The organism is Imperialibacter sp. (genome assembly GCF_040222815.1).
GTDB lineage: Bacteria > Bacteroidota > Bacteroidia > Cytophagales > Cyclobacteriaceae > Imperialibacter.
In genome coordinates this window covers 129,382-142,180 of the sequence record NZ_JAVKCH010000001.1, presented here as the reverse complement: position 1 = coordinate 142,180, position 12,799 = coordinate 129,382, and the positions used below count along the sequence as shown (strand labels likewise).

13 protein-coding genes are annotated in these 12,799 nt (G+C 48.1%); 9 read left to right on the top strand and 4 right to left on the bottom strand.

The genetic code is table 11. The annotated features are described in order from the left end of the window. The first annotated feature begins 120 nt into the window (after window positions 1–120). The 6 genes from RIF36_RS00550 (at window position 121) to RIF36_RS00525 (ending at window position 8,837) form a co-directional block, all read left to right on the top strand. Window positions 121–264, top strand: coding sequence for a hypothetical protein (locus RIF36_RS00550; RefSeq protein WP_350123458.1), 144 nt, complete (start codon window positions 121–123; stop codon window positions 262–264). Next, window positions 257–853 (top strand): RNA polymerase sigma factor, encoded by a 597-nt coding sequence (locus RIF36_RS00545; RefSeq protein WP_350071927.1) that lies wholly within the window; start codon window positions 257–259, stop codon window positions 851–853. Before RIF36_RS00550 ends, RIF36_RS00545 begins: the two co-directional genes overlap by 8 nt. 100 nt (window positions 854–953) lie before the next feature. Further along, entirely contained in the window at window positions 954–1,958 is a 1,005-nt protein-coding gene (locus tag RIF36_RS00540) for a FecR family protein (RefSeq protein ID WP_350123455.1), read from the top strand. 45 nt (window positions 1,959–2,003) lie between these two features. After that, complete coding sequence (locus RIF36_RS00535) at window positions 2,004–5,570, top strand: SusC/RagA family TonB-linked outer membrane protein (RefSeq protein WP_350123452.1); 3,567 nt, start codon at window positions 2,004–2,006, stop codon at window positions 5,568–5,570. An 11-nt stretch (window positions 5,571–5,581) separates the two neighbouring features. Then, window positions 5,582–7,099, top strand: coding sequence for a SusD/RagB family nutrient-binding outer membrane lipoprotein (locus RIF36_RS00530; RefSeq protein WP_350123449.1), 1,518 nt, complete (start codon window positions 5,582–5,584; stop codon window positions 7,097–7,099). Window positions 7,100–7,352: 253 nt separating this feature from the next. Further along, window positions 7,353–8,837: a mandelate racemase/muconate lactonizing enzyme family protein gene (locus RIF36_RS00525; protein WP_350123446.1), complete on the top strand. Its 1,485-nt coding sequence runs from the start codon at window positions 7,353–7,355 to the stop codon at window positions 8,835–8,837. A gap of 103 nt (window positions 8,838–8,940) precedes the next feature. Here RIF36_RS00525 and trxA read toward each other — a convergent pair whose 3' ends face one another. From trxA to RIF36_RS00505, 4 genes are all read right to left on the bottom strand, one after another. Then, the gene (gene trxA, locus RIF36_RS00520; RefSeq protein ID WP_350071107.1) at window positions 8,941–9,300 is read right to left on the bottom strand and encodes a thioredoxin; all 360 of its coding nucleotides are present in this window, start codon (window positions 9,298–9,300) and stop codon (window positions 8,941–8,943) included. A 715-nt stretch (window positions 9,301–10,015) separates the two neighbouring features. Further along, window positions 10,016–10,147, bottom strand: coding sequence for a hypothetical protein (locus RIF36_RS00515; protein WP_350123443.1), 132 nt, complete (start codon window positions 10,145–10,147; stop codon window positions 10,016–10,018). Between the two features lie 59 nt (window positions 10,148–10,206). Further along, window positions 10,207–10,578, bottom strand: a complete 372-nt coding sequence (locus RIF36_RS00510; RefSeq protein ID WP_350123440.1) for a hypothetical protein — start codon at window positions 10,576–10,578, stop codon at window positions 10,207–10,209. A 9-nt stretch (window positions 10,579–10,587) separates the two neighbouring features. After that, a complete protein-coding gene (locus RIF36_RS00505) occupies window positions 10,588–10,755 on the bottom strand; it encodes a hypothetical protein (protein WP_350123437.1) in 168 nt (55 codons plus the stop codon). A gap of 62 nt (window positions 10,756–10,817) precedes the next feature. Between RIF36_RS00505 and RIF36_RS00500 the strand changes: the two genes are divergently transcribed. From RIF36_RS00500 to RIF36_RS00490, 3 genes are read left to right on the top strand one after another with little or no spacing between them, the layout of a single operon-like run. After that, window positions 10,818–11,654, top strand: coding sequence for an ABC transporter ATP-binding protein (locus tag RIF36_RS00500; protein WP_350123434.1), 837 nt, complete (start codon window positions 10,818–10,820; stop codon window positions 11,652–11,654). Further along, window positions 11,644–12,441, top strand: coding sequence for a hypothetical protein (locus tag RIF36_RS00495; protein ID WP_350123431.1), 798 nt, complete (start codon window positions 11,644–11,646; stop codon window positions 12,439–12,441). The genes RIF36_RS00500 and RIF36_RS00495 overlap by 11 nt, the downstream gene beginning before the upstream one ends. A 1-nt stretch (window position 12,442) precedes the next feature. Further along, entirely contained in the window at window positions 12,443–12,799 is a 357-nt protein-coding gene (locus RIF36_RS00490; protein ID WP_350123429.1) for a GntR family transcriptional regulator, read from the top strand.

Genomic DNA, 12,799 nt, shown 5'->3' with positions numbered 1-12,799 from the left:
ATTCAGTGTCATAACGTCTGCAATGATGGTGTCCTTCTTAAGTTGCCGTCCGGGACATCATTGGGTTTCTATACTTTGAAGCCCTGACTTGTGGATTTTCAGCCAACTAGCGGAAAGAAAATGCTAATAGGGATGGTGAGCGCTCTCTTTAGGGTGAAAGATACGGTGCCAGTGAAATTCTCTCAGGCGGCAGTAGAGGTATGGCCATCCACCAGAAGCACCATCCCGATCAAACTCATCAATCCAGCACACCTCATTGAATAGCCGGGCCCTCATATCGACAACTGAGGCAGGATCGCTTGATGATGAAGTGCTTTGGGGGCAATTCAAGGCGGGTAACGAACTGGCATTTTCTGTGCTGTACAAGCGGCATGTGAACAGGCTCTTCAACTATGGGATGCACAACTGTCGTGACAGAGAGTTGGTCAAAGACTGCCTCCAGGAGCTTTTCGCCAGGCTGTGGAGCAAAAGAGAGACGCTGGGAGTAGCTGGTTCAGTGAATTACTACCTGTTCAAATCCTTCCGCCGACTGCTCATCAGTCGGATCATGGCCAACCGGAAATTTACTCTCCCGTTTCAAGGCGACCCCGACAGCATGTTTGAATTCATTCCATCCACCGAAGAATCGATGATTGCCGGGGAAACCAAAAAGCAGCAACTCGAACTGCTAAAGCTAAGCTTTGATGCCCTGACGAAACGGCAACGGGAAGCCATTTTTCTCAAGTTTTTCAACGAGTTGAGCTATCATGAAGTCTCCTCTATTATGGAGGTGCATGTGGATTCCGTCTACAACCTGATATCAAAAGCACTAACGGTGTTGAAGAAAAAACTGAAGGATAATCCCTCCTTCTGACCTCCTTTCGGGCTTTTCTTGCGTGATAAAAAAAAAATTTCAAAAAAAGTGATGAGAAACAGGCGATGCTCTTCTCTTCTAAGTATTAAATAAGTTTCTAGTGAAAGACTATTACCACTTTTCGGCGAACGACTTCGCAATGGACGATTCCTTTCGGACCTGGGTTTGGAAACCCAGCGACCAAAGCAATGCCTTTTGGAGGGAATGGATCGCAAAACATCCGGACAAAGCCGCCGATGTTGAAGAAGCTATTGCGCTGCTGAAAAAGCTCGACTTTCCGGCGTATGCGCTTTCTGATTCGGAAGTATCAGGACTTTGGAACAGTATAAAAAACGATCCTCATCATGCTACAGGAGCCATCCAGGCCGAACCACGCCGTCGACGATGGTTGTGGTCTGCTGCGGCTGTGGTGGCCCTGGTAGCCATCGGGTTGTCGGTATTTTTTATTGCCAATCGGAACGCCACCTTTCGCTACGAGACTGCTTACGGTGAAACCAAGGAAATACAACTCCCAGATAGCTCTTCAGTGGTTCTGAATGCTAATTCGAGCATTGAGTTCCGAAACGACTGGAGCGAAAAAGGGCTAAGAGAAGTTTGGCTGGACGGGGAAGCTTTTTTCGAAGTGGTGCATACCCTTAACCACCAGCCATTCAGGGTGAAAGTGGCAGATGGGGTCGCAGTAGAAGTGCTTGGAACCAGCTTCAACGTATATCATCGCAAAGCCGACACCAAGGTAGTCCTGAACACAGGCCAGATCGCCCTTAGTTTTCCAGGCAAAAACAAAGAAGAAAAGATTTTAATGCAGCCGGGTGAATTGGTCGAATACAAAAACAAGCAATTCAGCAAGCGACAGGTAAACACCGAAGTATATGCTGCCTGGACCGACAAAAAAGTGATCCTTGATAAAACGTCTTTGAGAGAAATGATAGAAATGGCCAACAACAACTTTGGAGTGACCATACGTGTTGACGCCGATGCAATGCTGGATCAAACGGTGTCGGGGTCGATGCCTGTGGGAGATTCAGAAAGTTTTGTCCTTCAGGTAGCTAAGGTTTTTCAGCTAAAAGCGGAAAAAAAGAAGGATTACTACCTTTTAAAGGATTGATAATACTTACGTAAAAAATAATGATAACACCTACTTTAAACTATTATGAGAAAGCTTTATCTGATTGTTTTTATTACCTGTTTGGTGGCACATCAGGCAGTCTCACAGTACGAAAACGTACTTGCGTCAGCTTTTAGACCGCAATCGATTGCGGACACCGAGTCTGAGTCCATTTTACTAGAAAAGGGCTTGGAGCAGCTGGAAAGGAAGTTCAATGTGTCAATTGCCTATCGGGATGAATGGGTAAAAGACAAGAAAGTGCAGGCACCGTCCTCCGACATACGAAACGTTGAGGAAGCGCTTGGTGAATTGTTGAGTGAAACAGAGCTTTACTATGAAAAAGCAGGCTCAGGTTTTTACGTTATCTCCTTAAAAAGCCTCAGGAATGCCGGGCTGTCAGAGTCAGCCTCAACGTCAAAGGCACCTGACCTTTCAGCCGGTGTAACCTCTCCAGCTACCAACCTCGATTTTAAGGTCTTCGGAAAATCAAACCACAAACAGAAACGGGAAAGCCAGCCTGATTTCACAGTAAGTGGCACCGTAAAGGATGAAAATGGAAATGGGTTTCCGGGTGTGAACGTCATCCTGAAAGGATCTTCAAGCGGAACATCTACTGATGCAAGTGGAAAGTATTCACTTTCAGTGCCCGATGAAAATACGGTATTGGTTTTTTCTGCCATCGGTTATGCTACACAGGAAGTGACTGTGGGGGCAAGAAGTGTGATTGACATCTCCCTGCAACTGGACGTTAAGTCGCTGGAGACAGTGGTAGTGACTGCCCTTGGCCTGGAAAGATCGGCCAAAAGCCTCGGGTATGCTACATCAACAATAAACTCTGATGAGCTTTCAATCAACAGAACGCCCAACATGATGAATGCGCTGACGGGCAAAATCGCTGGTGTAAGCATCTCTGGCCTTGGAACCGGCCCTGCGGGCACGTCAAAGATCCGCATCCGTGGTCAGTCTTCTATTTCCGGTCAAAACAACCCTCTCATCGTTGTCAATGGCGTACCCATCGACAATACAAACTTTGGCAGCAACCCCGGTAATTCAGGATCTGACAGCTCAATTGGCGTTAGAGGCGGGGGAAACACTTCCGATGGCGGAGACGGACTTTCCAGCATCAACCCTGATGACATAGAAAGCATGACCGTGTTGAAAGGAGCGGCAGCGTCGGCCCTTTATGGTTCTCGTGCAAAAGATGGGGTTATCATGATCACGACCAAATCAAGGGGAACTGCTAAAGGTCTAGGCGTTACCTACAACATGAACTACACCAACGACACACCTCTCGACTTCACCGACTACCAATACGAATATGGTCAGGGTGAAAACGGTGTACGTCCTACAACAGCCAACCCCACGTCGGGCCAGTGGTCGTTCGGTGAGAAATTTCAGCCAGGCATGACCCATGTGTTGTTTGACGGACTAACGGTTCCCTACGAGCCTCAAAGAGGAAGACTGAAGGACTTTTACCGCAACGGCCAAAACCTCACCAATACGGTATCATTGGCTGCAAATTCAGACAAAGGTGGTCTCAACCTGTCTTTTGCTAACATGAACAGCCAGGGAATAGTACCCAACAACACATATGAAAGAAAAACTATTAACCTCGGCTTTGGCTACGACTTATCAGATAAACTGAGCTTCAAGGGAAATGTCAACTACTCCAACGAGTACAACAAAAACCCGCCAAACGTCGGCCAGCAAGACAACACCATTCCCACCTCTCTGATGGCGATGTCCAATTCAATGCCTCTGGATGTGTTGAAGGCAAATAGCCACGATGCGGATGGGAATGAGTTCGTTTACTCACGCTTTAGAAACAGAACGAATCCTTATTTCGTTTTGTCGGATCAGTTTCAGAATATCCGTCGTGACAGAATATTTGGTAACATTTCCGTCAAATATGACATTACGAACTGGCTCTTTGTGCAGGGTCGTGTAGGTCAGGACTACTGGTCTCGTGACCAGGAATACAACAACTTCCCCACAGGGCAGGCATCACGTGCCACGGCGCCGGCTGGCTTCGTCAATGGTCTGTATACGCAGGATTCTCGGAGGTTTAGAGAGATCAATTCCGACTTCCTGATTTCTGGAACCAAAGAATTTGGTGACATCGGGGTTAACATCACTGCCGGTGGCAACCAGATGTACAGAAGGTCAGACCTAAATAGCGTGCAGGTGACCGATTTCGTTGTGAGAGATCTCTACACGGTTCAAAACGGAAGAGCCAAGGATCCAATTTACGACCTGTCCGAAAGAGGGGTTAATTCTCTGTATGGGTCTGCCGAAGTGAACTACAAGCGCTTTGTTTACCTGAACGCAACGCTTCGTAACGACTGGTTTTCCACGCTGTCTGAAGAGAACCGAAGCATTATTTACCCATCAGTATCAGCTAGCTATGTGTTTTCTGAGTCCTTTGACGCACCTAGCTGGCTAAACTTTGGCAAGTTCAGAGCTGCTTATGCAAGGGTGGGTAGCGACACCGACGTGCCCCCCTACTCCAATGTCCTGTTTTATGGTGTTAATTCCAATTTAGCACTCAACCCGTCGGGGTCAGGTCAGCCCGTTGGTGGTTCAAACGGCAGCACAGTGCCTAACCCGAACCTAAGGCCAATGGAAATTGCCGAAACCGAGCTGGGTATTGAGCTGAAAATGTTCAACAATCGGGTTGGGTTAGATCTTGCGGTTTACAAAAAAATAACTACTGACCAGATCGTTTCTGCTCAAATATCTGATGCATCTGGTTTTGTCGATTCACGTATCAATAGCGGCCAAAGCCAAAACAAGGGTATTGAAATGTTGCTCAATTTCAGTCCTGTCCGAACAAGTGACTTCTCCTGGGACTTTACCTTTAATGGTGCCTACAATATTACCAAGGTACTCAGTCTCCTAACGGATACGCCAGGAGAACGAATCACCGTGGGTACCCACGTGTTTAATGGAGAATTGAGGCAAATAGTGGGCGAGGAAATGGGGCAGATTGCCGGTTTCGGCTACAGAAGGGATGACAGCGGTCGTCAAATATTTGGAACGAATGGTCTGCCCCTGAGAACCCTGGAGTTGGTTAATTTTGGCAGTGCACTTCCAAAGTGGGTTGGCGGCTTTAACAATGCCTTTAATTACAAAGGTGTAAGCGTATCCTTCCTCATCGATTTCAAGTTGGGAAACAAGATGCTATCTGGCACCAACTTCAATGCCTACCGTCATGGTCTTCACAAAGCTACACTTGAAGGCAGAGAAAACGGAGTTGTGGGCGATGGCGTTGACATCGACGGTAACGTGAACGCCGTGGTGGCGCCTGTTCAGTCCTATTGGGAAATAGTGAGGTCTCAGGCACTTATTGAACCTGTGGTGTACAATGGAGGCTACTGGAAGGTGCGTCAAATAACTGCAGGTTATGACTTTACCAGGTTCTTTGAGCCCAACTCATTTATTAAAGGTTTGCGACTCAACCTGGTTGCCAACAACGTGTTTCTGCTGAAAAAATGGGTGGACAATATTGACCCCGAAAGCTTTGGTTACAGTTCCGACAATTTGGTTGGTATGGAATCGCCAGGTCTTCTCACTACCCGAAGCATGGGTTTCAACCTAAATGTTAAATTTTAATCAGCCCTATCATGAAAAACATAAATAGACTCTTTCTAATTGTTCTTTCGTTTGTCTTCATCACCTCGTGTGACAAGGATTTTGACGAAATGAACGAGAGCAAAACGGCTGCAACGGCCATCGACCCTGCTTTTATACTGAACAGGGCCGTTCTTAACTCTTCCTTTCAAACCGCACAGCTTGTGTATGAAATTGGAATTGTACAGCAAATAGTGACGCCCAACTCTGGTGTGCTTACCGGGGCCAATTACAATCAGGACAACCGGGCATCCACTCAGGGAAACTGGCAAAACTATTACCGAAATGTCATTCGAAACACCAAGGACGTAATTGCGCAAGCAAGTGGAGATCCTGCCAGAGTCAACCTCGTAAGCATGGCAAGAATTCTGCAAGCTAACGCCTTCATGGTACTCACCGACACGTACGGTAACATCCCCTACTCTGAAGGAGGAGATGGCTACAACACGCAGATTTTCTTCCCGGCGTATGATACCCAGGAGTCGATCTATCCGAAAATAATTCAGGAGCTCCAGGAGGCATCTGCTGCGCTGACCGCTAGCGGCAGAGTGGAAAGAGCGGATGTGCTTTTTGGCGGAGACGTGGAAAAATGGAGAAAATTTGGCTATTCTTTGATGCTTCGAGCTGGAATGAGACTTAGTGAAGTTTCACCCGCAACAGCGCAATCCACTGTAGCAGCGGCTTTCAACGGCGGGGTAATACTCACCAATGACAACAATGCATTTATCAGGCATGACGCCAACTATGCCAACCCTATGGGGAATACGCTGAACTCTACCGAAGCAGCCAATTTCTACCTGGCAAAACCATTTGTTGATGCATTGCAGTCTACAAATGATCCTCGCCTGTCGGCCATAGCCATACGTTACGTAGGTGCCACCTCCGGGCCCACACAAGTGGTTGAAGTGGGCTCAAAAGCAGCGGCCGACCAAATCGGTATGCCATTGGGTCATGACAACGGAACAGTGACAGGCGCCGCAGAAGACGACGGGCTAGCCAGTTTTTATGACTACAGCCAGGTTGACCGTCGCAGGATGGCCAAATTGGCCTCTCCAGCGTTTTTGGTAACAGCAGCACAAACCAACCTGTTGCTCGCAGAAGCGAGGTTCAGGGGCTGGATTACCTCTGGCACCGCAGCCCAGTACTTTGCAGCGGGCATTAGTGCACACATGGATCAACTGGCTACTTTTGATGCCGCTTCAGCTGTAGCTGCAACCGATAGAGACACCTACTTGGCTGCAAATCCATTAGGTGCTGGTACAGAACTGGAACAAATCAACACGCAATATTGGATAGCTTCGTTCCTGAACGGGCCAGAGGCATTTGCCAACTTCAGGCGGAGCAGTTTCCCAGCGTTGTCACCGAATCCTTTTCCGGGAAGGGAAGTAACATTCATCAACCGCCTCACCTACCCCAACTCTGAAATTTCGGTGAACACGGAGCAGGTCAATGCAGCCATTGCCGCACAGGGGGCCGACGACCTTGAAACCAGGGTATGGTGGGATAAATAGAAATAGCCGGGTTGTAGGAGGTTGATTGTAAACACCTCTTACAGCCCAACTATTCTGACTCGTTTGTAGGCGCCAAAACTAAGAGTGGCAAATCAGAATACATGGCACCCCTCACAATCTTGTAAAATAATTGCTTGAGCCAGCAAGAACAGATGCAGTTGAGTAAGTTCCTAAAGGACATTACCGGGTACTGCCATGCATCCAATGCCCAATGAATTGATTCAAAAGATCATCCAAATAACAAAACAACCCCATGAAAAACATATTACAAGAAATCATCCAAAAGAATAAGCAGCGGGAGAGCGAAGCTGCGCTGTTGCGCCAGGCTGAAATTGACAATGCGGAAACGCCCGATAACAGACGCAGCTTTTTAAAGAAAACTGCTCTGGGAGGTTTGTCACTCGCTGGTTTGATGAGCTTGTCCTTTGAGGACGGCATGGCGCAAACCACCTCCAAAGTTCAGAAGGCGTCTGCTCCCTCCGATCTCAAAATTACCGACATGCGCTATTGCCTTACAGGCGTTATGGGAGGCACAGCCATCATCCGCATCGACACCAATCAGGGCATTTACGGCCTTGGCGAAGTGAGAGATGCGGCAGACCCCCGCTATGCTTTGATGCTCAAGAGCAGGATACTGGGAGAAAACCCGTGCAATGTAGAACGGGTGTTCAAGATCATTAAGCAGTTTGGAGGACAAGGACGTCAGGCAGGAGGTGTGTGTGCAGTAGAAATGGCGCTTTGGGATTTATGCGGCAAAGCCTACAATGTGCCCGCCTGGCAACTGCTTGGCGGCAGGTACCGGGATACCGTTCGAATCTATGCCGACACGCCAGAGTCACCCGACCTGGAAGTTTTCAAGGAAAAAGTAAAGTACCGTACCGTCGACCAGGGCTATACCTGGCTGAAAATGGATGTTTCCATTAATGTGTTGAGAGATATTCCGGGAACACTGGTTAACCAGGCGTTTTGGAGATCGAATGGTTCTCAATTTTCAGGTGACTTTATGTCGTACGCAAATGCAAAGCACCCATTTACCGGCATCCAGGTAACGGAAAAGGGATTTGAAATACTGGCCCAACGAGTGGCCGACGTCCGTGCCGTGGTGGGAGACGAAATTCCAATGTCTACCGATCATTACGGGCATTTTGACCTCAACAATATGATTCGTTTGGGTAAGTCTCTCGAAAAATACCGTCTTGCCTGGCTTGAAGATATGGTGCCCTGGCAATACACCGAGCAGCACAAAACAATTACCGACGCATTGGAAACGCCAACTACCACCGGTGAAGACATCTATTTGCTGGAAAACTGTAAGCCGTTGATCGACGTTCATGCTGTCGACATCATCCACCCCGACCTTGCCTCTTCCGGTGGACTTCTCGAAACTAAGCGCATCGGCGATTATGCTGAGGAAAAAGGCATCTCGATGGCCATGCACCAGGCTGGCACACCTGTGTCTTTTATGGCCAACGTGCATTGCGCTGCTGCCACTCAGAACTTTTTGGCGCTGGAGCACCATTCCGTTGATCTGCCGTGGTGGGAAGGCATGGTAAAAACCACAGACGGAAGAAAGCTGATTGACAAAGGCTTTGCCCCCGTTCCCCTCAGTGCACCAGGGTTGGGGATTGAGTTAGTAGATGATGTGGTGAAACAACACCTTGATGCCCGTGATACCTCGTACTTTGCTCCCACCAAGGAATGGGATGCGAAACGTTCTCACGACAGGACTTGGAGCTAGAGATGAAGTACAATACCGGAGTAGAGCCGCCAATATCAGGGCACAAAAAAACTGCACAGCAATCCTGTGCAGTTTTTTTTAACGAGGCCTTTGGGCTCGTGACCTACGCAGAAGCCACCAACTCTTTTTCAATGACCTCTTTCAACGTATGCTTGGGTAAAGCACCAGCCTGCATCATAGGCTGTTTTGTCATTGGTATAAAGAGCATACTCGGGATACTTCTTATTTGAAAAACGGCGGCCAGCTCCTGCTCTACCTCAGTATCAACTTTGTAGATAGTTACTTCAGGATGCTCATTGGACAGCTCCTCAAGCACCGGTGCCACCATTTTGCAAGGCCCACACCAGTCGGCGTAGAAGTCGATAATAGCGGGTTTCTCACCTTTATATTTCCACTCTTTTTCGGTGGTATAGTCAAAAACATCGTCTTTGAATTGTTGCGTAGTCAATTTGACAGTTGCCATGGTTGCTTGTTTTAAGTTTCTACAAAAGTACTAGTTCCGCTAAAGGAATTTTGTGACACATGTCACGTAAGCCGAAGAAGCAGAGTCAACATCATAAAACCTGTTTCCGTTCAGTCAAGGGGGAATAGGCATTATCTTATTTCTCGCCCTTTTAATGTCACGCAAAGACTCCAAGGTACAGAGAAAAGCTCACTGCCCGATATCTCCGCCGATCTGGTATGCACTATGCTGCTGAAACTGCCTTTGCGGCCCGACTTGTCGGGCTTGCGGCTTTGCGTGCAATTTTTTTTTCACGCAACACCCCACTAGGGAAAATAGCAAAGGATTACTATTCCAGCATTCCGCTCTCTCATCGGCGGCTGACAGCCCCGACCCTAAGCCAATCGCTGCTGTACCGACGCCTGAACAATCGATGTCTTTCCGAAACCAACTTTGCGGCCCGACTTGTCGGGCTTGCGGCTTTGCGTGCAATTTTTTCTGCTTTCACGCAAATCTCCATAAGGGGGAAACGCAGAGGCGCATAGGGATCATTCTCCGTCCTCCCTGTTTTTCTCATCTGAGGCTGACAGGTTCAAACCTTGGGCTAGCGCTGCCGAACTCCCTACGTCAGGTTTCCTACTCTTGGAGCCACCGCCCGTAACTAACCGGCTTCCGTCTTTCTCGGACTTCTGCTATTTAACCCGGCGGCTGACGGTTTCCTTCGCACTTTCCATCGCTACCGTACCGACGCCTGACATACCGACTTCCATCTCCTGTCTTCGCTCACCGGTCTTCCATCTCCCGACTCCTTCTGAGCATCCGAGCGTCTGAATATCCGAATGTCTTTCTCCCGTCTTCTAACTTCCATCTTCGATCCTATAACTTCTATCTTCTGTCTTCCCACCTTACGGGCGGCTGACGGTTTCCTCAGCACATTCCATCGCTACCGTACCGACGCCTGACATCCCGGCTTCCGTCTCCGGTCTCCCGACTCCTTTCTGAACATCCGAGCGTCTGAATATCCGAATATCTTCTTTCTCCCGGCTCCGGTCTTCCGTCTTCGGTCTTCCGTCTTCCGTCTTCCCACCTTACGGGCGGCTGACGGTTTCCTCCGCACTTTCCACCGCTACCGTACCGACGCCTGACATACCGGCTTCCGTCTCCCGACTCCTTCTGAGCATCCAAGCGTCTGAATATCCGAATATCTTCTTTCTCCCGGCTTTTCACTTCCGTCTTCGATCCTCTAACTTCCGTCTTCTGTCTTCCAACCTTACGGGCGGCTGACGGTGTCCTCCGCACTTTCCATCGCTACCGTACCGACGCCTCTTTCGGTCTTCCGACTTCCGTCTTCGGTCTTCCGTCTCCCGACTCCTTCTGAGCATCCGAGCGTCTGAATATCCGAATGTCTTCTTTCTCCCGTCTTCTCTCTTCCGTCTCCTCCAACTTTTTAAAAATTCTTCCCCCCTCCTTTTGCATTTCCAAAAAACCTTTTCTACCATTGTACCGTACTAGTGAAGTAATACAGTAAATCACATACAATGATTGACATCAAGAATCTTAACTTTAACTATGGCAACAAGCGCCGACCGCTATTTCGGGAGCTCGACTGCCAGATCAACGCAGGCAGCATTGTTGGCTTGCTGGGCAAGAACGGCGCCGGCAAAACCACGCTACTCAAGCTAATGATCGGATTGCTGTTCCCCGATGGCGGCACGGTAAACGTGAACAATTACGAACCTGGAAAACGACAGCGGGCATTTCTTGAGGATATGTTTTTCGTATCGGAGGAGTTTTATCTACCGGGAATCTCCATTAAGAACTTCATTAAAGCCAATGCAGGTTTTTACCCCAGGTTTGATGGCGCTCTGCTACAAAGGCTGCTGAAAGACTTTGAGCTTCCTGAAACAGAGAGCTTGCAGAAGCTCTCCTACGGCCAAAAGAAAAAATTCCTGATCTCGTTTGCCCTGTCAACCAAGTGCAGGCTGCTTGTGCTGGACGAACCCACCAACGGGCTCGACATCCCTTCTAAATCCATCTTCCGAAGGGTGCTGGCAGGGGCTTTGGACGAAGACCAGTTGGTTATTATCTCCACCCATCAGGTAAAAGACGTGGAAAACCTGATTGACCGCATCATTATGCTCGAGAATGGGCAATTTATTATGCAGAAAGACCTGTATGACATCTCTTCTCTACTCCACTTTTCAACAAGCGCAACGGCTGAAGGGGACGATATTCTCTACAGTGAAATGGTGCCAGGTGGGTACAAGGTAATTACCTCACAGTCGAACGGTAACATGAACTCTTCTGTGGACATCGAATTATTGTTTAACGCCATACTAAGTGGCAACGAAAAACTGAAAAGCCATGTCCAATAACATATTCAACGGCCACCGTTTTGTGCTGCTGTGCAGGCAGCACTTCGTTCACAACAACAAGCTACTACTCTTTTCTTCAGGGGCATATGTTGGTGTGGTGTTTATTCTGCTGTCATTTGTTCAGGCCAGCGAGGGGCTTCGACCTCATGATTTAGACAACTTCCGTGGATTCCTCATCGGCTTTGTCATTGTGTTCGGATTACTCTATGTGGGGTATTCATTTCCAGGTTTTCGTGCGAAAGAAAGCACGATGAACTACCTGCTGGTGCCTGCTTCTCTGATGGAAAAATTCGTATTCGAGTTAGTCAGCAGGATTGGGGGCATGCTACTACTGCTGCCCTTACTGTTCTGGATTACTTTCAATCTGCAGGGGTACTTCTTTACCCTGTTCAATGAATACCCATTTGACCCTATCGGTATTCAACAGCTGGTTACAATCGAAATGCCAAATGGTGTTGATTCTGTCGGTTGGTTCATATTGATGATCACAGCCCTGAGTTTGTTGCTGTTTGTGGTTCCATTCACAGGTGCTGCCATGTTTTCAAAACAACCATTGATTAAAACGCTCTTTTCGGTGGCTGTCATTATCATTTTCTACTCCACTGTCATTTATGTGGTAGCAGATCCGCTGGGCCTCAATCAATACCACCCTGATCCTGAAGAAGGAATGTGGCTGGTGCCAACGAGTGAGCACTCAGCTTTCCGCTTCTTCGCCATAACGGCGGTCTTTGCCAATGCGGTCATGTTATTTGTGGCCTACAGGAAACTTAAAGAAAGGGAGGTGTAGTATGGAATTTCAAAACGGTAAAAGCATTTTTCTGCAGATCGCAGACACCATCACCGACAAGGTGGTGAGTGGTGAATTTCCGGCAGGAGAGAAAATCCCTTCTGTTCGGGAGCTGGCATCAGAAATGGGTGTAAACCCCAATACGATCATGAGAACTTATAGTGAATTACAAGCCATGGACATTATCGAAAACCAAAGAGGTATCGGATATTTTGTCAACAAGGACGCTCAAAAGATTATCCTGGAAAGTAAGAAGCAGGAGTTTTTCACTAAGGTGCTCCCCGACTTCCTGCGTCATGCAGCTATGCTCGGCATTACGTCAAGTGAATTGAAAAAACACATTGAAACTTTAAAATGA

Excerpts from the sequence above, each read along its gene's own strand:
- RIF36_RS00535 (WP_350123452.1), top strand. The coding sequence starts at position 2,004 with ATGAGAAAGCTTTATCTGATTGTTTTTATTACCTGTTTGGTGGCACAT.
- RIF36_RS00505 (WP_350123437.1), bottom strand. The coding sequence starts at position 10,755 with ATGCAAAAGGAGGGGGGAAGAATTTTTAAAAAGTTGGAGGAGACGGAA.
- RIF36_RS00550 (WP_350123458.1), top strand. The coding sequence starts at position 121 with ATGCTAATAGGGATGGTGAGCGCTCTCTTTAGGGTGAAAGATACGGTG.
- RIF36_RS00500 (WP_350123434.1), top strand. The coding sequence starts at position 10,818 with ATGATTGACATCAAGAATCTTAACTTTAACTATGGCAACAAGCGCCGA.
- RIF36_RS00515 (WP_350123443.1), bottom strand. The coding sequence starts at position 10,147 with ATGGAAGTTAGAAGACGGGAGAAAGACATTCGGATATTCAGACGCTCG.
- RIF36_RS00525 (WP_350123446.1), top strand. The coding sequence starts at position 7,353 with ATGAAAAACATATTACAAGAAATCATCCAAAAGAATAAGCAGCGGGAG.
- RIF36_RS00495 (WP_350123431.1), top strand. The coding sequence starts at position 11,644 with ATGTCCAATAACATATTCAACGGCCACCGTTTTGTGCTGCTGTGCAGG.
- trxA (WP_350071107.1), bottom strand. The coding sequence starts at position 9,300 with ATGGCAACTGTCAAATTGACTACGCAACAATTCAAAGACGATGTTTTT.
- RIF36_RS00490 (WP_350123429.1), top strand. The coding sequence starts at position 12,443 with ATGGAATTTCAAAACGGTAAAAGCATTTTTCTGCAGATCGCAGACACC.
- RIF36_RS00530 (WP_350123449.1), top strand. The coding sequence starts at position 5,582 with ATGAAAAACATAAATAGACTCTTTCTAATTGTTCTTTCGTTTGTCTTC.